18 protein-coding genes are annotated in these 20944 nt (G+C 47.8%); all 18 read left to right on the top strand.

The features are described 5' to 3' along the window. The first annotated feature begins 51 nt into the window (after nucleotides 1–51). Complete coding sequence (locus AF331_RS06260) at nucleotides 52–1020, top strand: polysaccharide deacetylase family protein (RefSeq protein ID WP_053427811.1); 969 nt, start codon at nucleotides 52–54, stop codon at nucleotides 1018–1020. Between the two features lie 47 nt (nucleotides 1021–1067). Then, the gene (locus tag AF331_RS06255; protein ID WP_053427256.1) at nucleotides 1068–2309 is read left to right on the top strand and encodes a M16 family metallopeptidase; all 1242 of its coding nucleotides are present in this window, start codon (nucleotides 1068–1070) and stop codon (nucleotides 2307–2309) included. An 88-nt stretch (nucleotides 2310–2397) separates the two neighbouring features. Beyond that, a complete protein-coding gene (locus tag AF331_RS06250; protein ID WP_048004006.1) occupies nucleotides 2398–2631 on the top strand; it encodes a YlmC/YmxH family sporulation protein in 234 nt (77 codons plus the stop codon). A 165-nt stretch (nucleotides 2632–2796) separates the two neighbouring features. Then, nucleotides 2797–3696 carry a dipicolinic acid synthetase subunit A gene (dpaA, locus tag AF331_RS06245; RefSeq protein WP_053427255.1) on the top strand — a complete coding sequence of 300 codons (900 nt, stop codon included), beginning with the start codon at nucleotides 2797–2799 and terminating at the stop codon, nucleotides 3694–3696. Next, nucleotides 3693–4286, top strand: a complete 594-nt coding sequence (locus AF331_RS06240; protein ID WP_053427254.1) for a dipicolinate synthase subunit B — start codon at nucleotides 3693–3695, stop codon at nucleotides 4284–4286. Before dpaA ends, AF331_RS06240 begins: the two co-directional genes overlap by 4 nt. Nucleotides 4287–4433: 147 nt before the next feature. After that, nucleotides 4434–5480 (top strand): aspartate-semialdehyde dehydrogenase, encoded by a 1047-nt coding sequence (gene asd / locus AF331_RS06235; protein WP_082346783.1) that lies wholly within the window; start codon nucleotides 4434–4436, stop codon nucleotides 5478–5480. Between the two features lie 84 nt (nucleotides 5481–5564). Beyond that, on the top strand, nucleotides 5565–6821 hold the full coding sequence (gene dapG, locus AF331_RS06230; RefSeq protein WP_053427253.1) for an aspartate kinase: 1257 nt from the start codon (nucleotides 5565–5567) through the stop codon (nucleotides 6819–6821). Continuing rightward, nucleotides 6818–7687, top strand: coding sequence for a 4-hydroxy-tetrahydrodipicolinate synthase (gene dapA / locus AF331_RS06225; protein ID WP_268786504.1), 870 nt, complete (start codon nucleotides 6818–6820; stop codon nucleotides 7685–7687). Before dapG ends, dapA begins: the two co-directional genes overlap by 4 nt. Nucleotides 7688–8225: 538 nt before the next feature. After that, entirely contained in the window at nucleotides 8226–9899 is a 1674-nt protein-coding gene (locus AF331_RS06220) for a ribonuclease J (protein ID WP_235576325.1), read from the top strand. Nucleotides 9900–10014: 115 nt separating this feature from the next. After that, a complete protein-coding gene (locus AF331_RS06215) occupies nucleotides 10015–10755 on the top strand; it encodes a ClpP family protease (RefSeq protein WP_053427251.1) in 741 nt (246 codons plus the stop codon). Beyond that, the gene (locus AF331_RS06210; protein WP_053427250.1) at nucleotides 10752–10958 is read left to right on the top strand and encodes a YlzJ-like family protein; all 207 of its coding nucleotides are present in this window, start codon (nucleotides 10752–10754) and stop codon (nucleotides 10956–10958) included. Before AF331_RS06215 ends, AF331_RS06210 begins: the two co-directional genes overlap by 4 nt. A gap of 178 nt (nucleotides 10959–11136) precedes the next feature. Further along, entirely contained in the window at nucleotides 11137–13482 is a 2346-nt protein-coding gene (locus AF331_RS06205) for an FtsK/SpoIIIE family DNA translocase (protein WP_053427249.1), read from the top strand. 395 nt (nucleotides 13483–13877) lie between these two features. Continuing rightward, nucleotides 13878–14603 (top strand): GntR family transcriptional regulator, encoded by a 726-nt coding sequence (locus AF331_RS06195; protein ID WP_053427247.1) that lies wholly within the window; start codon nucleotides 13878–13880, stop codon nucleotides 14601–14603. Nucleotides 14604–14646: 43 nt separating this feature from the next. Further along, complete coding sequence (locus tag AF331_RS06190; protein ID WP_053427246.1) at nucleotides 14647–15738, top strand: BMP family lipoprotein; 1092 nt, start codon at nucleotides 14647–14649, stop codon at nucleotides 15736–15738. Between the two features lie 206 nt (nucleotides 15739–15944). After that, nucleotides 15945–17480, top strand: coding sequence for an ABC transporter ATP-binding protein (locus AF331_RS06185; protein WP_053427245.1), 1536 nt, complete (start codon nucleotides 15945–15947; stop codon nucleotides 17478–17480). Further along, nucleotides 17473–18522 (top strand): ABC transporter permease, encoded by a 1050-nt coding sequence (locus AF331_RS06180; protein WP_048003994.1) that lies wholly within the window; start codon nucleotides 17473–17475, stop codon nucleotides 18520–18522. The genes AF331_RS06185 and AF331_RS06180 overlap by 8 nt, the downstream gene beginning before the upstream one ends. Beyond that, nucleotides 18523–19482, top strand: coding sequence for an ABC transporter permease (locus tag AF331_RS06175; protein ID WP_053427244.1), 960 nt, complete (start codon nucleotides 18523–18525; stop codon nucleotides 19480–19482). Between the two features lie 186 nt (nucleotides 19483–19668). Beyond that, nucleotides 19669–20940: an EF-P 5-aminopentanol modification-associated protein YfmF gene (gene yfmF / locus AF331_RS06170; protein ID WP_053427243.1), complete on the top strand. Its 1272-nt coding sequence runs from the start codon at nucleotides 19669–19671 to the stop codon at nucleotides 20938–20940. Nucleotides 20941–20944: the final 4 nt, after the last annotated feature.

Below are 20944 nucleotides of genomic sequence, written 5' to 3'. Positions count from 1 at the left end.
CTACCTTGTCCCATTCCTTCATACTATTAATAGGGAGGACGGTGAATGCAAATGGGGAGAAAATACTTGATAGCACTACCTGTAATTGCTATTCTGACTTTAGCGGCTGTACAAAACCCTTTGACCGATCAGTATGTCGCGCATCTTAAAGGCCAGTCGGTGACGACAACTTCTAATAAGAGCAACCTCATGCAGCAAATCAAGGAAAAGGCATCCGGGGGGATCAAGCCGCAAGATGCCGTGATTGATCCGGTATGGAAGGCAACACCCGGCTATAATGGTATCGATTTGGATATAGAGGCTTCCTATAAGCAAATGAAGAAGACAGGAACCTTTGATGATGATAAACTTGTGTGGAAGCAGTTGAAGCCTTCTAAGCATCTGGAGGACCTTCCGCCTTCTCCTGTGTACAGAGGGAATCCGGAGAAACCGATGGCTGCATTTATCATCAATGTTGCCTGGGGTAACGAGTATATCCCTGATATGCTGGAGACGCTCAAGAAGCACCAGGTATACGCCACCTTCTTCCTTGAGGGACGGTGGGTAAAGAATAATCCGAAGCTTGCCAGGATGATTGTCGAAGCGGGTCATGAAGTAGGGAATCATTCCTATTCCCACCCTGATATGAAATCCCTGCAAACCTCCAAGGTGAGAGATGAACTGAAACGCACGAATGATATCATCGAGGTGACCACTGGAGAAAAGGTTAAGTGGTTTGCCCCTCCGAGTGGGAGCTATCGGGACGAAGTGGTCGAAATTGCCGATGAAATGGATATGAGGACCATCATGTGGAGTGTGGATACGATTGATTGGCAAAAACCGAGTCCGGATGTGTTGATCGACCGCGTGATGGGAAAAATGCATAAAGGAGCCATTGTCCTTATGCATCCCACTGCGTCTACGGCAAACGCCCTGAATGCCCTCATCGTCCAGGTGAAAGAAAAGGAATTGAGACTAGGGACGGTCTCTAGTTTAATGAAAGAAGAAAGAATCCTTGAAGAAGGAGATAATTCTCCTTGAGTGAGGAAATAGTAAGGACAGGTACATCAAGACTAGGAGGAACTTTTTTGATTAAGAAATATACTTGCCAAAATGGACTGCGAATTGTGCTCGAACAAATCCCGACGGTCCGATCAGTTGCCATCGGGGTTTGGATCGGCGCAGGTTCACGCAATGAAACAAAAGAAAACAACGGGATCTCACATTTTCTTGAACATATGTTTTTCAAGGGGACGAAAACGAAGACGGCAAGGGAAATCGCCGAGTCATTCGATAGTATAGGCGGTCAGGTTAATGCGTTCACATCAAAGGAATACACGTGCTATTATGCGAAGGTGCTCGATAACCATGCCGGCTATGCCTTACATACGTTAGCGGATATGTTCTTCCATTCCACTTATGTGGAAGAGGAATTGAAAAAGGAAAAGAATGTGGTATACGAAGAGATCAAAATGTACGAAGATACACCTGATGACATCGTGCATGATCTATTGAGTAAAGCCGTATATGAAGATCACCCACTGGGCTATCCGATCCTCGGAACGGAAGAAACACTGGACACGTTCAACCAGGCAAAGTTGAAGCAGTATATGCATGACATGTATACTCCTGATCAGGTAGTCGTGTCCATTGCAGGCAACGTAGACGAGTCCTTCATCAAAGAGGTGGAAAAGCTTTTCGGATCCTATGAGGGAGGAAAAGGCCGCGACGACCGTGACCAGCCTCAATTCTTCTATAATAAACTTGCACGGAAGAAGGATACGGAGCAGGCTCATTTATGCCTTGGGTATAACGGCCTTCAAATCGGTCATCCCGACATCTATAACCTCATCATCCTGAACAATGTACTCGGAGGCAGCATGTCCTCACGCCTCTTCCAGGAAGTAAGGGAGCAGCGGGGACTGGCGTACTCAGTATTCTCCTATCACTCCTCCCATGAAGATAGTGGAATGGTCACCATCTATGGAGGGACAGGAGCCAATCAGCTTGATGAGCTGTTCGATACAATCGACTCCACATTGAAAGGCCTCAAGGCAGAGGGTATCACGGAAAAGGAACTCCTTAACAGCAAAGAACAGTTGAAAGGAAATCTGATGCTGAGCCTTGAAAGCACCAACAGCCGCATGAGCCGCAACGGGAAAAATGAACTGTTGTTGAAACAGCACCGGACGCTGGATGAGATCGTCGATGAAATCGATGGCGTCACCATCGATAAGGTGAATCAATTGACCCATGAGATTTTCACGGACGACTATGCAGCCGCATTGATCAGTCCTGATGGGAACCTGCCGTCCAATATGAGAAGATGATCAAAAAAGGTCAGCACATGCTGGCCTTTTTTTTGATTCTGATTGTGAAGAGGGTTGTATACATTAATAATAAAGGGAGGGGAAGCCAGTGAGATTGAGTGAACTGAGCGGAAAGGAAATCGTGGACTACGGAAGAGCTGAAAGGTTGGGGGTTCTGGGACATACTGATCTCGAATTCGATCATCGATCGGGTCAGATCGATGCCTTGATCATTCCCATGGGCAAGTGGATGCGCAAGCAAAGCGGGGAAATACGGGTCCCATGGCATATGATCAGGACCATCGGAACGGATATGATCATCCTGGAAGTGGCCAGGGAATGAAAAAACGGGGAAGCCCGTTTTTTTTTGCTTTCTTGTGATGCGCTCCCAAGTGGGAGGAAGGAATGCACGAGGCATCTCCTCACCCTTTACGTGCTCTATACATAGACTGAAGAAGTGAAAGGCTTCAAGAAGATGCGATTATGGTAAAAGTAGGTGAAAGCACTGATGTTGACCGGAATGCACATCGCAGTTCTGGGTGGAGATGCTCGCCAATTGGAGATTATCCGTAAACTTACTGAGTTGGATGCGAAGATATCCCTTGTCGGTTTTGAACAATTGGATCATGCATTCACCGGGGCTACGAAAGAGAAAATGAGTGAAATTGATTTTTCCATGATGGACGCCATCATTTTACCGGTTCCGGGTACCAATCTTCAAGGGGAGATCGAAACCATCTTTTCAAATGAAAAAGTCGTGTTGACAGAAGAAATCTTAAGCAGGACACCTGACCATTGTACGATCTACTCCGGAATCACCAATGATTATTTAAGCGGGATCGTGGATGCGTCAAAACGCGATCTTATTCAGCTGTTCGAAAGGGATGACGTCGCCATCTATAATTCCATCCCGACAGTAGAAGGTACGATCATGATGGCCATTCAACATACGGATTTCACCATCCATGGTTCGAATATCGTCATCCTCGGACTTGGACGTGTGGGGATGAGCGTGGCCAGGACCTTCCATCATCTCGGGGGCAGGGTGAAGGTGGGAGCAAGGAAAACCGAGCACTTGGCAAGGGCCTCAGAGATGGGACTGGATTCCTTCCAATTAGGTCAGCTGGAAAAGCATGTCGGGCAATGTGATATCTGTATCAATACCATTCCGGCTCCCATCATTACACCCAGGGTCATTGCAAAGATGCCCTCACATATCCTCGTTATCGACCTTGCTTCCAAACCGGGAGGGACCGACTTCCGATTTGCCGAGAAGCGTGGGATCAAGGCACTCCTTGCCCCGGGTCTCCCGGGTATCGTGGCACCGAAGACGGCAGGTCAGATCCTGGCCAATGTTCTATGCAAGCTGATGGATGATCGAAACAAAGGAAAGGGGAGTTCTACGTGAGCATTAAAGGAAAAAGAATCGGATTTGGTCTGACTGGTTCGCACTGTACCTATGATGAAGTATTCCCGCAAATCGAGAAACTGGTCAACGGGGGCGCGGATGTCCTGCCGGTCGTATCGTCAACCATGATGAATACGAACACACGGTTCGGAAAAGGGGAGGACTGGGTCAAGAGAATTGAAGACGTGACGGGACACAAAGTGATTGATTCAATCGTGAAAGCAGAGCCCCTCGGTCCGAAGATTCCCCTGGACTGTATGGTGATTTCGCCCCTTACAGGCAACACCATGAGTAAATTCGCCAACGCCATGACCGACTCCCCGGTCCTGATGGCGGCAAAAGCGACTTTGAGGAATCATCGTCCCGTTGTACTTGGGATCTCAACAAATGATGCCCTGGGGCTTAACGGTATCAATCTGATGAGGCTGATTTCCACAAAGGATATCTATTTCATCCCATTCGGCCAAGATGCACCTGAGCTAAAACCGAAATCCATGGTGGCACGGATGAGCTTGACTCAGGAGACAATCGAAGCCGCGATGGAGGGAAGGCAGCTTCAACCTGTCGTGATTGAACGGTATCTGGATTGATCGCAAGGGAAGGCTTCCGCATGGATAGCCTTCTTTTCCTTGTAAGAAAAAGAGTCTATTGAAAGAAGATTCTTTATGTTAGAATATACTTTATTATAGTAAATGGCTAAATTGCTATTATGAAAAGTTTTGGAAGGAGAGAGGATTTTGAATACAACGGAATTAAACGTGGCAGTCGTCGGTGCAACCGGGGCAGTCGGACAACAAATGCTGGAAACATTAGAAAAAAGGGATTTTCCGATAAAAAATCTGATCTTACTATCTTCTGCCCGTTCGGCAGGTTCAACAGTATCTTTTAGAGGAAAAGAGTATACGGTGGAAGAAGCGAAGCCCGAAAGCTTTGAAGGGGTGGATATTGCCTTGTTCAGTGCAGGGGGAAGCGTATCAAAGCTTCTTGCTCCAGAGGCAGTGAAAAGGGGGGCCATCGTAGTCGACAATACAAGTGCCTACCGTATGGATCCCGAAGTTCCGCTCGTTGTGCCTGAAGTAAATGAGGAAGATCTGAAACTTCATAAAGGCATCATTGCCAATCCCAACTGTTCGACAATCCAGATGGTTGCCGCACTAGAGCCATTGCGTAAAGCCTATGGACTGAAGAAGGTGATCGTTTCTACGTATCAAGCTGTATCCGGAGCCGGTGCAGTCGCCATAGATGAATTAAATGATCAGGCGCAGGCGATCCTGTCGGGCGATTCCTTTGAGCCGGGCGTCCTGCCGGTCAAAGGGGATAAAAAACATTATCAGATTGCCTATAATGTGATCCCTCAGATTGATCTGTTCCAGGAAAATGGTTTTACCTTCGAAGAAATGAAGATGATCAATGAAACGAAAAAGATCATGCATCAACCCGATTTGAAGGTGTCAGCCACATGTGTCAGACTCCCAGTAGTAACAGGTCACTCTGAAAGTGTATATATTGAGATTGATAAGGACTCCATTTCGGTGGGGGATATTCATGCGCAACTCACGGCAGCTCCGGGTGTAACCCTTCAGGATGTACCCGAGGAACAAATTTATCCGATGCCTGCCGATGCAGTAGGGAAGCCGGATGTTTTTGTCGGACGCGTGAGAAAAGACCTTGATGAAGACAACGGATTCCACATGTGGATCGTATCCGATAACCTTTTGAAAGGCGCTGCCTGGAATTCAGTGCAGATTGCTGAAAGCCTATTGAAATTGGGTCTGGTTAAATAAGCAGAAGAGGATCAAAACAACATACGACGACTAACTCAAGCAACCATCCCCCTACCTCTTGACCATTGATGAAGAGGTGTAGACATGAAAGTGATCGTCCAGAAATTCGGAGGTACTTCCGTAAGGGATGAATCAACAAGGCTGAAAGCCATCGCTCATACAAAAGAAGCCATCAGTGAAGGGTATAAGGTGGTCGTGGTCGTCTCCGCCATGGGGAGAAAAGGGGAGCCGTATGCAACCGACTCCCTTCTCGGACTCATAGGTGGAGGGAACACGAGAATCAGCAAAAGGGAACAGGACTTATTATTATCATGCGGAGAAATCATTTCGAGTCTCGTCTTTTCCAATATGCTCCTCGAGAATGGGGTGTGTTCCACGGCGCTGACCGGGGCTCAGGCAGGCTTTCGCACCAATGATGACTTTGGCAATGCCAGGATCATGGAAATGGATTGCGAAAGGATCAAAAAAGAACTTGATCTTCATGATGCCGTAGTGGTAGCCGGGTTTCAAGGAGCGACCCCCGGGGGTGATATCACGACGATCGGAAGGGGAGGGAGCGATACCTCCGCCTCCGCACTCGGCGTCGCCTTGGAGGCAGAGTATATCGATATCTTCACCGATGTGGAGGGAATCATGACGGCGGACCCACGCATTTCATCCAGGGCGCGCCCCATTAAGGTCGTATCCTATAATGAAGTATGCAATATGGCGTACCAGGGGGCAAAGGTCATTCATCCGCGAGCGGTTGAAATCGCCATGAACTCGAATGTACCCATCAGGATCCGGTCCACGTATTCGAAAGATCCGGGCACCCTCGTCACCACACCGGGCTACATGAAGGATCATGAACATTTCAGAAGTCACCCCGTCACAGGCATAGCCCATGTACAGTCCCTTACACAGATCAAGGTATTCGCACGGGAGGATCAATATGATCTGCAGGCGGAAGTGTTCAAGGCGATGGCGAGGGAAGGCATCTCCGTGGATTTTATCAACATTTCCCCTCGGGGGGTCGTATATACGGTTTCTTCCACTTTGAGCGATCGTGCCATTACCGTCCTGAAGGATCTCGGTCATGTTCCCCATGTGGAACGGGAATGCGCAAAGGTATCCGTGGTTGGAGCGGGGATGACCGGTGTTCCGGGTATCACATCCGTCATTGTGTCCTCCCTTTCTGATCTAGGTATCAGGATCCTGCAGTCTGCCGACAGTCATACAACCATCTGGGTACTCGTAAAAGAGAATGATCTTGTGAATGCCATCAATGCCCTTCATGATGCCTTTCAACTGCAAGAGAGGGATGCTGCCTGGTTAGCGCATCAATTTGAGGAGAGTGAATAGTTGTGAATTTTGGCCGTGTATCAACAGCGATGGTCACACCGTTTGATCGTAAAGGGAATATCGATTTTAATAAAACGACACAGTTGATCAATTATCTGATCGAACATGGGACTGATTCTCTCGTGATTGCCGGGACAACAGGAGAATCCCCGACGCTTACAAAAGAAGAGAAACTTGCATTATTCCGTCATGCAGTCAAAATCGCAGATGGCCGGATCCCTGTCATTGCAGGTACCGGAAGCAATAATACGAAGGAATCCATCGATCTGTCCAAAAAAGCGGAAGCGATCGGTGTCGATGCCATCATGCTTGTAGCACCATATTATAGTAAACCAAGTCAGGAGGGCATGTTCCTTCACTTCAAAGAAGTGGCAGACGCCGTCACATTGCCGGTCATGCTTTATAATGTCCCTGGAAGGTCCGCCGTCACCATTTCACCGGACACCATCATCCGACTATCGGAGGTTCCGAATATCATGTCGGTAAAAGAGGCAAGCGGCGACCTTGGTGCCATGACGAAGATCATCGCGTCCACAGCTGACGACTTCCTCGTATATTGTGGAGATGATGGTCTGACCCTGCCGGCCCTATCGATCGGTGCCGATGGAATCGTCTCTGTTGCTTCCCACATCATCGGGAAAGAAATGCAGCAAATGACAGAGGCCCATCTCTCTGGAGATACAAGTCGTGCAGCGAAACTGCATCAGGAGTTGCTGCCTTTGATGGAAGGGCTATTTGCAACCCCGAGCCCCGGACCTGTCAAAACCGCCCTGCAGCTTAAGGGTCTTGATGTCGGTTCAGTCCGCCTTCCGCTGATTCCACTGACGGAAGATGAAAGGAAGAGCCTCAGCAAACTTTTATCATGAAAACTCAAGTGAGGCTGAGACAAACATGTTTTAGTCATAGTAAAACCCGAATCATTTTTGCCTACGATAAAGCAAATGATTCGGGTTTTAAATTGGTTTAATGAACATTCAAATTTCATCGTTTCTAGCGGTTGATCGGAGTGCAAGACGAAGACTCCAGCGGGAAAAGTAGCTGATGTGAGACCCCGCAGGCGTGCCGAGGAGGCTCACGGGCTACCCGCGAAAAGCGAAGTCTTGCACGGAGATCATGAGCGGTAGTAAGATCCTATACTGATCGTGTTCGGCATTAAAGGGGCTTTTTTAGTTTTATCCCATCCGCATTCATCATATAGAGGTGTACTCTGTGATAAATTTCTAGGTCAAAGAAGGATTCCTCACGGCCATTCTCGAAATAGTACATATTCGAACGTGCACTTTTCTACATAGACGTCAGCCAGAAAGTAGAGGATAATTTTGGTTGTATTATGAAAAGGGTTTCCTTTATAATGATTTTAACTGATATAAGATCGGGGAAAGCACAACATAGGAGGACATAATGGTGAGTAATAGCAAAGTGAAACATGAAGAAATCAAGATCATCCCCTTGGGCGGAGTAGGGGAAATCGGTAAGAATATGTATATTGTAGAAGTCGATGAAGATATTTTCGTCATCGATGCAGGGTTGATGTTCCCTGAAAATGAAATGCTCGGGATCGATATCGTCATACCGGACATCCAATACCTTGAACAAAACCGCGGGAGAGTAAAAGGGATTTTCCTTACCCATGGTCATGAAGACAGCATCGGGGCCATTTCTTACCTATTGGATAAGGTGCGGGCACCGGTTTACGGGACAAGATTGACCAATGCACTTGTGAAGGCAAGACTGAAAGATGAGCAGGTGCGCACCGACGTAAAGTTCTACACCATTCATTCGGACAGCAGGCTTCAGTTCAACGGTGTAGATGTGACGTTCTTCAAGACGACTCACAGCATACCGGACTCTGTAGGAGTTTGCATCCATACGTCCCAAGGGGCCATCGTGCATACAGGCGAATTCAAGTTCGATCAGTCCGCTAAGCACTTCTATCGTCCAGACCTTGGAAAGATGGCGCAGATCGGTGAGGAGGGAGTACTCTGTCTCCTGTCGGACAGCACTGAAGCCGAAAGACCTGGTTTCACCACATCGGAATCGGTCATTGAAACGCATCTGAACAGTGCGTTCAGAAAAGCAAGGGGGCGGGTGATCGTCGCTTGTTTCGCCTCGAATCTCATCAGGCTCCAGCAGGTATTCGATGCAGCTGAACAGAACAAGCGGAAAGTCGTGGTTGTAGGCAAAAGCCTGAAAAGAGTATACGATGTCGCCCTGAAGCTTGGGTATCTCCACGTCCGTGAAGACTTGATCATAGGCATCGACCAGATCGGTGAATTCTCAAGTGATGAAGTGGTCATCCTTGCCACCGGCTCACATGGAGAACCATTCGAGGCACTTCAGCGCATGGCCAAGCGTTCCCACAGGCATGTGAACATCGAGAAGGGTGATACCGTTCTGATTACGGCGACGCCATCACCGGGCATGGAAGTGATCGCTGGGAGAACGATCGACATGGTGTACAGAGCGGGAGCAGAAGTATTGACCGCTGATAAGAAAGTACATGTTTCCGGTCATGGGTCACAGGAAGATCTGAAACTTATGCTCAATATCATGAAACCGAAATACTTCGTTCCGATCCAAGGGGAATATAAGATGCTTATTGCCCATAGTAAGATCGCTCATGATATCGGCCTTCCTTTCAAGCAAATCTTCATCCTCGACAAGGGAGATATCCTACAGTATAAAGACGGGAAGATGAGGATGGGCGGCCGGGTCCAGGCCGGCAATGTACTGATCGATGGGATCGGAGTAGGAGATGTCGGCAATATCGTCCTCAGGGACAGAAGACTCCTATCTGAAGATGGTGTATTCACTGTCGTCGTCACGATCAACCGGAAGTCCAAGAGCATTGTAGCAGGACCGGAAATCATCTCCAGAGGGTTCGTATACGTGAGGGAATCGGAAGCTCTCATCGAGAAAGCGTCAGAAATCGTCGAGAGTGTGGTCCATAATTATCTGCAGAAAGGGTCATTCGAATGGACGACCATCAAGCAGGATGTAAGGGACCAGCTCAACTACTTCTTATACAATAAAACGAAAAGAAGACCGATGATTCTCCCGATCATCATGGAAGTTTAATCCAAGAAGGCTATCTGTTGTCCATGCAGATAGCCTTTCCGTTTTACGCAAGGGTATAAATCCTCCCCTTTATTGAATAATAATGGTATGCACAAAGCGAAAAGGAGTTGGACTTATGGATACAAGAATGGAACAGGAAGATCAGCCGGGCAAGGATGATAAAGATAAACCGTCAGGCTTGATGGAGAAGATCCAACAGCTGGGACAAACCAATGTGCCACAGCTTTCACAGGACTCAAATATTCACTGTCTGACAATCGTGGGACAGATCGAGGGCCATATGCAGCTCCCACCACAAAATAAAACAACGAAATATGAGCATATCCTTCCTCAGCTCGTGGCCATTGAACAGAATCCTAAAATCGAAGGGCTCGTCGTCATACTCAACACCGTCGGCGGAGATGTGGAAGCGGGTCTTGCCATATCAGAGATGATTGCATCGCTCTCTAAGCCGACAGTATCCCTTGTTCTTGGCGGAGGGCACAGCATAGGTGTCCCGATTGCCGTTTCGTGTGACTATTCATTCATCGCGAGCACTGCCACCATGACAATCCATCCTGTACGATTGACCGGCCTTGTGATCGGAGTGCCGCAGACATTCGAGTATCTGGACAAGATGCAGGATCGCGTCGTGAGCTTTGTAACCAAGCACAGTAACATTTCTGAATCAGATTTCAAGGACCTTATGTTCGCAAAGGGGAACCTTACACGTGATATCGGGACGAACGTCGTCGGTGATGATGCGGTCAAATACGGACTCATCAATGGGATCGGAGGGATCGGTCAAGCCATCAAGAAAATCAATGAGCTGATCGAACTGAACCGTACCGATGATGGGGAGGGACTGATCCAATGATCCTCTACACCATCATTCCCCAGGAAGCCGTATTCGCGACAGACCCAGAAGTATATGCCTCCCAGATGATGATCGACTACGAAGGAGTGCCGCTGATGGTCCAGAAGGAAGAGGAGAATTACCGGGTGTTGAGGGTGATGAGCAGTGATCCTTCCCATTTCCTCGACAATCGCTTCTCTCCTGGAATGATCCTTGGTAATTAAGGCATAAAGAGGATTCTTTCACCATGTAGGGTATGGTATACTAAAAAAGAGACATAAGATGAACATGACGGATGGGGACTGACACCTGTGGCGAAGAAGGATGCCGATAAGGGTCAGCCCTTTCTTCATCTTCACGTACATAATCCGAAAGACTTCTTAAGAATTTAGGTGAATTGAATTGGCGAAAAAAAAGAAAAGGAAAAAAAAGGGTTCTAACACCAACGCACTGAAGCAGACCATAAAATATGAAATCACCGGCTTGATGCTGTTGACACTCAGTTTGATCTCCGTCATCAAGTTGGGGGCGGTGGGAAGGGCCGTGGTCCATTTCTTCCGGTTCTTCATGGGAGAATGGTATATGGCAGCCCTGCTTCTCATGATCTACATCGCGGGATACCTGATGGTGAAACGGGAAGTACCGCTTCTCTTCAGCAGGAGATTGGTAGGGATATATATCATCGTGGCGAGCTTCCTGCTCCTCAGCCACGTGAAGCTTTTCGATCTGCTGAGCAATGATGGTGCCTTTGAGCATCCGAGTGTCATCATGAACACATGGGATCTCTATTGGATGGATATCAGGGGAGAATCCAGTACCTCCGACATCGGAGGCGGGATGATCGGCAGCGTCCTGTTCGCCGTGTCCTATTTCCTCTTTGATTCACAGGGGGCACGGATCATGAGTGCGACCTTCATCATCATCGGGATCATCCTGGTGACCGGTCGATCCCTTGGAGATGTACTCGGTCGGATCGGAAAAAGATTCGGGGCATTCATCACCTCCCAGTGGGAAGCATTCAAGGTGGATATGGCAGAATGGAAAGAAGAAAAAGCGAAAAAGAAGCTGGAAAAGCCAGCTGTTGAAAAGAAAATGCAGGAGAAGGAAACGAAGGTGCCTTCCGTCGATCCGATACCAGATGTTGAGCCTCAGGTCGATACCCGTGAACCGATCATATCGAATTTTGCCGAGAAGGCCTATGCCCATGAACGCTCCGATAAAGAAGAGCCGGTAGCAGGGGAGCCGAAAGATGATTCAACTGATAAGGGCGTTCAGGATGATGCTCCTCCGATCACCTTCACCGAAGTTGAAAATAAAGATTATAAGCTTCCGTCGATATCTCTGTTGAAAAGTCCGAAAAAGACAGATCAGAGCAACGAATACCAGCTGATCCACGCGAATGCCGCAAAGCTCGAACGCACCTTCCAAAGCTTTGGTGTCAAAGCGAAAGTGACTCAGGTCCATCTTGGGCCTGCCGTAACCAAATATGAAGTGCACCCGGATGTCGGGGTGAAGGTGAGCCGCATCGTCAATCTCAGCGATGATCTCGCATTGGCGCTCGCTGCAAAAGACATCAGGATCGAAGCACCGATACCGGGGAAATCGGCTATAGGAATCGAAGTGCCGAATTCGGAAGTGGCCATGGTATCCCTCAGGGAAGTGCTCGAATCAAAGGAAAAAAACAAACCTGATTCAAAACTCCAGATCGGATTGGGCAGGGATATTACAGGGGAAGCCGTACTTGCCGAACTGAATAAGATGCCCCATCTCCTTGTAGCGGGAGCCACGGGTAGCGGGAAGAGTGTGTGCATCAACGGCATCATCACGAGTATCCTCATGAGGGCCAAGCCCCATGAAGTCAAACTCATGATGATCGATCCCAAAATGGTGGAGCTCAATGTGTATAACGGAGTTCCCCACTTGCTGGCGCCCGTCGTGACGGAGCCAAAGCGTGCCTCTCAGGCATTGAAAAAAGTCGTGAATGAAATGGAGCGCAGATATGAGCTCTTCTCCCATACAGGGACGCGGAATATTGAAGGGTACAATGACTATGTCAAAAGACAAAACCTTGAGAACGAAGATAAACAGCCGCTTCTTCCTTATATCGTGGTCATCGTCGACGAGCTTGCCGACTTGATGATGGTTGCATCGAACGATGTAGAGGATGCCATTACCCGTCTTGCGCAGATGGCCCGTGCGGCAGGGATCCATCTGATCATTGCCACACAGCGACCGTCGGTGGATGTCATCACAGGTGTCATCAAGGCGAATATCCCTTCAAGGATTGCCTTTGCGGTATCTTCCATGACCGATTCACGAACCATCCTTGATTCGGGAGGAGCAGAGAAACTCCTCGGAAGGGGCGATATGCTCTTCATGCCTGTCGGTGCTTCCAAACCGACCAGGGTTCAGGGGGCTTTCTTATCCGATGAAGAAGTGGAAGAAGTCGTCGACTTCGTCATATCGCAGCAAAAAGCTCAGTACCAAGAAGAGATGATCCCGGATGAAGTCCAGGAAGAATCCGGCAGTGGGGAAGCGGAAGATGAGCTGTATGATGATGCAGTCCAATTGATTGCTGAAATGCAGACTGCTTCTGTATCCATGCTGCAGCGACGTTTCAGGATCGGCTATACAAGAGCTGCCAGGATCATCGATGAAATGGAAGTACGGGGAGTCGTCGGACCGTATGAAGGAAGCAAGCCCAGGAGCGTCCTCGTAGGCAAGCCTTCCGAAGAACAATCCTCCTAAGAGCCCATACCCCTTATAACATGAGCTGAAAGACCCCGCTTGAGCATCTGCTCAAGCGTTTTTTTTTATCAAAATCAAAAAGTTATCCACCAATGAGTTATACTATTGGTAACGCTTTCTATAAAAGTGTATTGTTTCATTAGTGTGAACATTGCTACATATGCGCGTTGAAAATGTAAAAAACAGGGCGTTTATTGATAAAAACATGAAAAAATCAAGGGTTTTTTCCATATGGAAGGGCATTTGGAAGATAAATTTTTTAATAAATCATTTTTTTCGACAAAATCACACAATGCTATTTATTTATGTTTTGAAAAGTGTTATAGTATTTTCGATTAGTAGGAAAGATATACATCAGAGGTCTGATGACTTGAGAAAATTTGGTGGTGGTTCCGTTGACAATTAAGACAGACAATCGGCATTTGTATTTGCAGGTCATTGATCGCTTGAAGAAAGACATCGAAGCGGGGATGTACAGAGAGAAAGAAAAACTTCCTTCCGAATTCGACCTTTCCAAACAGCTCGGCGTTAGTCGCGCTACGCTGAGGGAGGCACTCAGGATCCTTGAGGAAGAGAGTGTCATCGTCAGGCGGCATGGAGTCGGTACATTTGTCAATGCCAAACCCCTCTTCACTTCGGGTATCGAACAGCTCAGCAGCGTGACCAATATGATCAGGCAGGCTGGGATGGATCCGGGGACTATTTTTTTGAGCTCGACGACCCAGGAAGCAACCGAGGAAGATATGAAACGCTTCTCATTGAAAGAACCGGAGGATGTCATCCTCATCGAGAGGGTGCGTACGGCGAATGGGGAACCTGTCGTCTACTGCATGGATAAGATCCCGGCGAGGATCATGCCGCGGAACTTCACCCATGAAGACAATTCCATCTTCTCCGTTCTGGAGAAAAGGGAGAATAAGAGAATCACATATGCGGGGGCACATATCGAGCCTCTCGGATATCATGATAAAATCTCCCCGATCCTGAACTGCGAGCCTGAAACGGCACTTCTTGTGCTGAAACAGATGCACTTCAGTGAGAATGATGAACCGATCCTCTATTCGGTGAACTACTTCCGCTCGGATAAGTTCAGCTTTCACGTGCTTAGGAAGCGTGTATGATCCGCCTTTCTACTAATTTATAACAATACTAGGGGGTACTCAGGTGAAAAAGCGTAAATTTGGTTTGGCGATGTCATTCGTGTTGGCTGCAGGAACAATTCTAGGTGCATGTGGAACAAGCGATGACAAAGATAATGCAAGTGACGGGAAAGGCAAGGATGATAACTTCACAGTGGCAATGGTAACAGATGTCGGCGGTGTTGATGATAAATCATTCAACCAATCAGCTTGGGAAGGCCTTCAAGCTTACGGTAAAGAAAATGACTTGGAAAAAGGAAAAAAAGGATTCGATTACCTTCAATCCCAATCCGATGCTGATTATGCTACCAACCTGAACAACTTGGCTCGCCAAGACTTTGACTTGATATATGGAATTGGATTCATGATGAAAGGTGCGATCGAAGATATCGCCAGCCAACAGAAGGACTCTCACTTCGCCCTTGTGGATGAAGTTGTAGATCAACCGAATGTTGCCAGCATCATGTTCAAAGAGCAGGAAGCTTCTTTCCTAGCGGGAGTAGCGGCTGGTCTTGCAACCAAAACCAATAAAATCGGATTCATCGGCGGAGTGGAGAGCCCGGTTATCGAGCGTTTCCATTCAGGATTCATCGCCGGTGTCAAAGCAAGTAACCCTGATGCAGAAATCGTTGCAGACTATGCTGGTGCTTTCGATAAAGCAGAGCTTGGTCAGACGATTGCTTCAAAAATGTACTCTTCTAAAGTAGATGTCATCTTCCACGCAGCTGGTGGAACAGGTAACGGATTATTCAAAGAAGCGCGTGATCTGAAAGCAAAAGATCCTTCCCGTGAGCTTTGGGCGATCGGTGTCGACTCTGACCAGGTAGACGAAGGAAAAGTGGGAGACCACAACATCGTCCTGACTTCTGCCCTTAAACGAGTGGACAACGCGGTTAAAGATGTAGCGACTCAAGCGAAGGACGGAGATTTCCCTGGTGGGAAAGAAATCTTGTTCGGTCTTAAAGAAGACGGTGTAGGTCTTGCGGAAGTGAACGAAGAACTTTCCAATAAAGACGAAGTCGTGAAAGCCGTTGATGAGTGGAAAGAAAAAATCAAGAGCGGTGACGTGGAAGTACCTTCTTCCATCAAAGACGCTGAAAGCTTCAAAGCCAACTGATTATAGTTCATTGGGGATAAGCGGGCCAAGGATAGCCGGTCTCTTATCCCTTTTTTGCAGCAAAATATAAGAAAATTGAAAATCTAATTGAAGGGTAGAAACCGATTCTATCTTTCACTTAGTTTTTTACAAGGGAAATCGATCTTAAGGTCTGACCTCTAACTACTAGATAAATTGTCCCTAGCCTATCGCAAGGAGTGAATAAAATGGATTATGTAATCGAGATGCTGAATATCCGCAAGGAGTTCCCAGGCATCGTAGCTAACGACAATATTACTCTCCAGCTCAAACAAGGTGAAATTCATGCGCTTCTTGGTGAAAATGGAGCCGGTAAGTCCACGTTGATGAACGTGTTGTTCGGACTCTATCAACCTGAACAGGGTGAGATCCGCGTGCGGGGTAAAAAGGTGGACATCACGAATCCCAACATTGCCAATGATCTCGGGATCGGAATGGTCCACCAGCATTTCATGCTCGTAGATACGTTCACTGTAACGGAGAACATTATCCTCGGCCGGGAACCAAAATCAGGTGCAACGGTGGATATTAAAAAAGCTGAAAAAGAAATATCGGATATATCTGAGAAGTATGGCCTGAGGGTCGACCCTTCTGCAAAAATCTCAGATATTTCAGTAGGGATGCAGCAGAGGGTGGAGATCCTTAAAACACTTTACCGCGGAGCTGAAATCCTGATCTTCGATGAGCCGACCGCCGTCCTGACGCCACAGGAAATCAAAGAGCTGATCCAGATCATGAAGACCTTGATCAAAGAAGGAAAATCCATCATCCTTATCACTCACAAACTGAAGGAAATCATGGAAGTGTGCGATAATGTAACCGTTATCAGAAAAGGAAAAGGAATCGGTACTGTCAGCGTGTCAGACACCAACCCTAATCACCTGGCAAGCCTCATGGTCGGAAGGGAAGTCACCTTCAAAACGGAAAAGATTCCTGCGTCACCTAAGGAAGTGGTTCTCGAAGTTCGCGACCTCCAAGTGAAGGACTCCCGGAATGTGCCGGTCGTGAAAGGATTGAACCTCGACCTGAAAGCAGGAGAGATCCTCGGTATTGCAGGAGTCGATGGAAACGGTCAAAGTGAACTGATTGAAGCCATCACCGGCCTCATGAAAGCAGACAGTGGTTCGATCAAGCTGAATGGCAAAGAGATTTTGAACATGAAACCGAGGAAGATCTATGAAGCGGGTGTCGGGCATATCCCGCAAGACCGTCATAAGCACGGGTTGGTACTGGACTTCCCGATCGGTGAAAATATCGTTCTTCAAAACTACTATAAAAAACCGTATTCAAATAAAGGCATCCTGAGCTATAAAAATATTTACAATCATGCAAGGAAAATCATCGCAGAGTTTGATGTTCGTACGCCGTCGGAATACACACTGGCAAGATCCTTGTCCGGGGGGAATCAGCAAAAGGCGATCATCGGAAGGGAAGTCGATAAAGATCCGGATCTTCTCATCGCCGCACAGCCTACCCGTGGCCTCGATGTTGGGGCAATCGAATTCATCCACAGGCGTCTCATCGAGCAGCGGGACAACGGAAAAGCCGTATTGCTGCTTTCGTTCGAACTGGATGAAATCCTGAATGTAAGCGACCGTATTGCTGTGATCTATGAAGGACAGATTGTCGCGATCGTCGATCCAAAAGAAACGACGGAACAGGAGCTCGGCCTCTTGATGGCTGGTTCGAAAGGGAAAGGAACGGGGGAAACATCACATGTCTAATCGTCTAACTAATATATTGATCCCTATCATATCAGTGGTCCTTGGCATCCTTGCCGGTACCATCATCATGCTCGTGAGCGGGTATAATCCGATTGAAGGGTATTCCGCCCTATGGGACGGGATCTTCGGTGAAGTCTACTTCGTAGGGGAAACACTCCGTCAGATGACACCTCTGATCCTAGCGGGTCTAGCCGTTGCATTTGCATTCAGGACAGGCTTGTTCAATATCGGGGTTGAAGGACAGCTTATCGTGGGGTGGCTTGCAGCCGTGTGGGTGGGTACATCCTTCGGCGATCTGCCAAAGTTCATCCATTTGCCGCTCGCTGTCATCGCAGCCGCATTGGCCGGCGCCTTATGGGGGTTCGTTCCAGGACTTTTGAAAGCCCGGTTCAGGGTGCACGAAGTCATCGTAACCATCATGATGAACTATATCGCCCTGCAGGCATCGAATGCCATCGTACGTGATGTATTGACAGATAGAAAGGAACGGACGGATTATGTAGCGGAATCAGCTTCCCTGAAGTCGCCATTCCTTGAATCCATCACCGACTTCTCACGCTTGCACTGGGGAATCATCATTGCCCTTGCGTGTGCATTCATCATGTGGTTCCTTCTTGAAAAGACTTCCCGTGGATACGAACTGCGTGCTGTCGGTTTCAACCAGAACGCGTCTCAATATGCCGGAATGAACGTGAACGGCAATATCATCCTGTCCATGGTCATTTCAGGAGCGTTTGCAGGGCTTGCCGGTTCCATGGAGGCTCTGGGGACATTCGGTTATGCATCCATCAAGGGGGGCTTCACAGGAGTCGGATTTGATGGGATTGCGGTAGCGCTCTTGGGCGGAAATGCAGCAATCGGGGTCATCTTCGCAGCACTGCTTTTCGGTGGCTTGAAGGTCGGGGCCCTGAATATGCCGCTGGATGCAGGAATTCCGAATGAGCTGGTCGATATCATTATCGCCCTTATCATCTTCTTTGTGGCATCAGGTTATATCATCCGCTATATGATTCAACGATTCAGAAAAAAGGGGGTGAAATAAGTGGGGTTCATCGATATCTTAACCATACTTATTCCATCAACATTATTGTGGGCATCACCACTTATTTTCACATCACTTGGTGGAGCATTCTCAGAGCGATCAGGGGTCGTCAATATCGGCCTGGAGGGATTGATGGTCATCGGAGCCTTCTCCTCCATCGTCTTTAACCTTGCATTTGCCGATACGTTCGGAGCTGCCACGCCGTGGGTATCCCTCCTTGTCGGGATGCTTGCAGGTGCATTGATTTCCATTCTTCACGCTGTCGCATCGATCAGCTTCAGAGCTGACCAGACCGTTTCAGGTGTGGCCATCAATCTCCTTGCTGTTGGTTTGACGCTTTTCCTTGTAAAGCGCATTTACGGAAAAGGCCAGACAGATATCATTTCAGAAGGGTTCTCAAAAATCGATGTGCCTGTTCTTCATAAGATACCGGTGATCGGTGACATCTTCTTCAGCAATACGTACTGGCCGCCGTTTGTGGCAATCATCGCGGCATTCCTTGTTTGGTTCATCATGTTCAAAACGCCATTCGGTTTGCGTCTGCGCTCTGTCGGGGAACATCCCATGGCAGCTGACACGATGGGCATAAACGTGACGCGAATGAGATATATCGGCGTCATCCTCTCCGGAGCCTTTGCTGGCATCGGGGGCGGAGTATATGCGCAGTCGATTTCATCTGATTTCAGTCATGCTACCATCAGCGGACAAGGCTTCATGGCCCTGGCTGCGCTGATCTTCGGAAAATGGCATCCGCTTGGCGCCATGGGCGCAGCAATCTTCTTCGGATTCGCTCAGAGCCTAAGCATCATCGGAAGCAGCCTTCCGCTATTTGAAAATATACCAAGCGTTTACCTATTGATCGCACCTTACGTTCTTACGATCCTGGCTCTGACAGGATTCATCGGACGTGCAGATGCACCCAAAGCTCTTGGAACACCTTATATCAAAGGAAGTCGTTAATGGAAAGGAGCCCTTCATAAAGGGCTCCTTTTGCATGTTTTCCGTGTTTTTCTCATATAATAGCCCATTAAGGTTTTACCAGCAGAGGAAGATGCTTGAAAACGCGTGCGGCAAACATGTATAGTTAGACGTAAATACCCGCAAAATATAGGTGTTTATGCAAGATATGAAGGAGGCTTGAGCCGAATGTCTGATATTAACGAAGTGATCAAGAAGAAGAACGGATATACGCTACATATCGTCAAAACTGAAAAATTCAAAACAAACAGCATCGTCTTTAAAATGAAGGCGCCTTTGGATCAAGATACCGTGACATTGAGAGGGCTGCTGCCGCATGTGATGCAAAGCAGTACTAAATCCTACCCGTCCACGACTACACTGCGTTCCCACCTTGATGAACTATATGGGGCGAACTTTTTTGTCGACCTTGGAAAGAAGGGGGAGTACCATATCGTCAGCATGTCTGTTGAGATAGCCAATGAAAAGTTTCTCGCTGATTCTGAACCACTCCTTCAAAAAGGAATCGAATTTTTAACGGAGGTCCTTTTCAATCCCCATGCCACCGATGAATTCGACCCTGCAACGGTCGAGAAAGAGAAGCGGAATCAAAAAATCCGGATTCAATCGGTCTACGATGACAAAATGAGGTATGCGAACTCCCGTCTGGTGGAGGAAATGTGCAAAGGCGAGCGATTCGCCCTTCACGTCAACGGAGAGAAGGACGAAGTCGATGCGATTACACCGAAGGCGCTTTATGATTACTATGAGCGCGTCATGCAGGAAGATCAATTTGATCTTTATGTGATCGGCGACGTCGATGCGGATGAAGTAGAAAAGCTGTGCGATGGTCTCATGAATCTTTCCGAACGGGATCCTAAGCGTGTCGACCAAGGTATTCAAAAGCAAATCCAGAAGGAAAATGTCATCAAGGAACAGCAGGATGTCAAACAGGGGAAATTGAATATCGGCTACCGTACCCATACTCAATATGGCGATGAGGACTATTTTGCGCTTCAGGTCTTCAATGGGATATTCGGTGGATTCTCCCACTCCAAACTGTTCATCAATGTACGTGAAAAAGCAAGCCTTGCCTACTATGCAGCAAGTCGCCTCGAAAGCCACAAAGGGCTACTCATGGTCATGAGTGGAATCGAGTCGAAGAATTATGATCAAGCGGTGGGAATCATCGATGAGCAGCTTCAAGCCATGAAGGCCGGTGATTTCACTAGTGATGAGCTGGAACAGACCAAGGCAGTCATGCGCAATCAGATGCTTGAAACCATCGATACCCCGCGTGGTCTTGTGGAAGTCCTGTACCAAAACGCCTTTGCCGGTATCGATATCGGCTTGAGTGACTGGCTCGCAAAAATCGATGCAGCCACAAAGGATGAAGTGGTGAAAGCGGCCAATAAAGTTGAACTTGATACGATTTACTTTTTAACAGGAACGGAGGGGTAATGAT

The sequence above is a fragment of the Rossellomorea marisflavi genome (assembly GCF_001274775.1).
GTDB classification, from domain to species: Bacteria; Bacillota; Bacilli; order Bacillales; family Bacillaceae_B; genus Rossellomorea; species Rossellomorea marisflavi.
The sequence above is the reverse complement of the archived record's forward strand: the minus strand, read 5'-3'. Positions and strand labels throughout refer to the sequence as shown.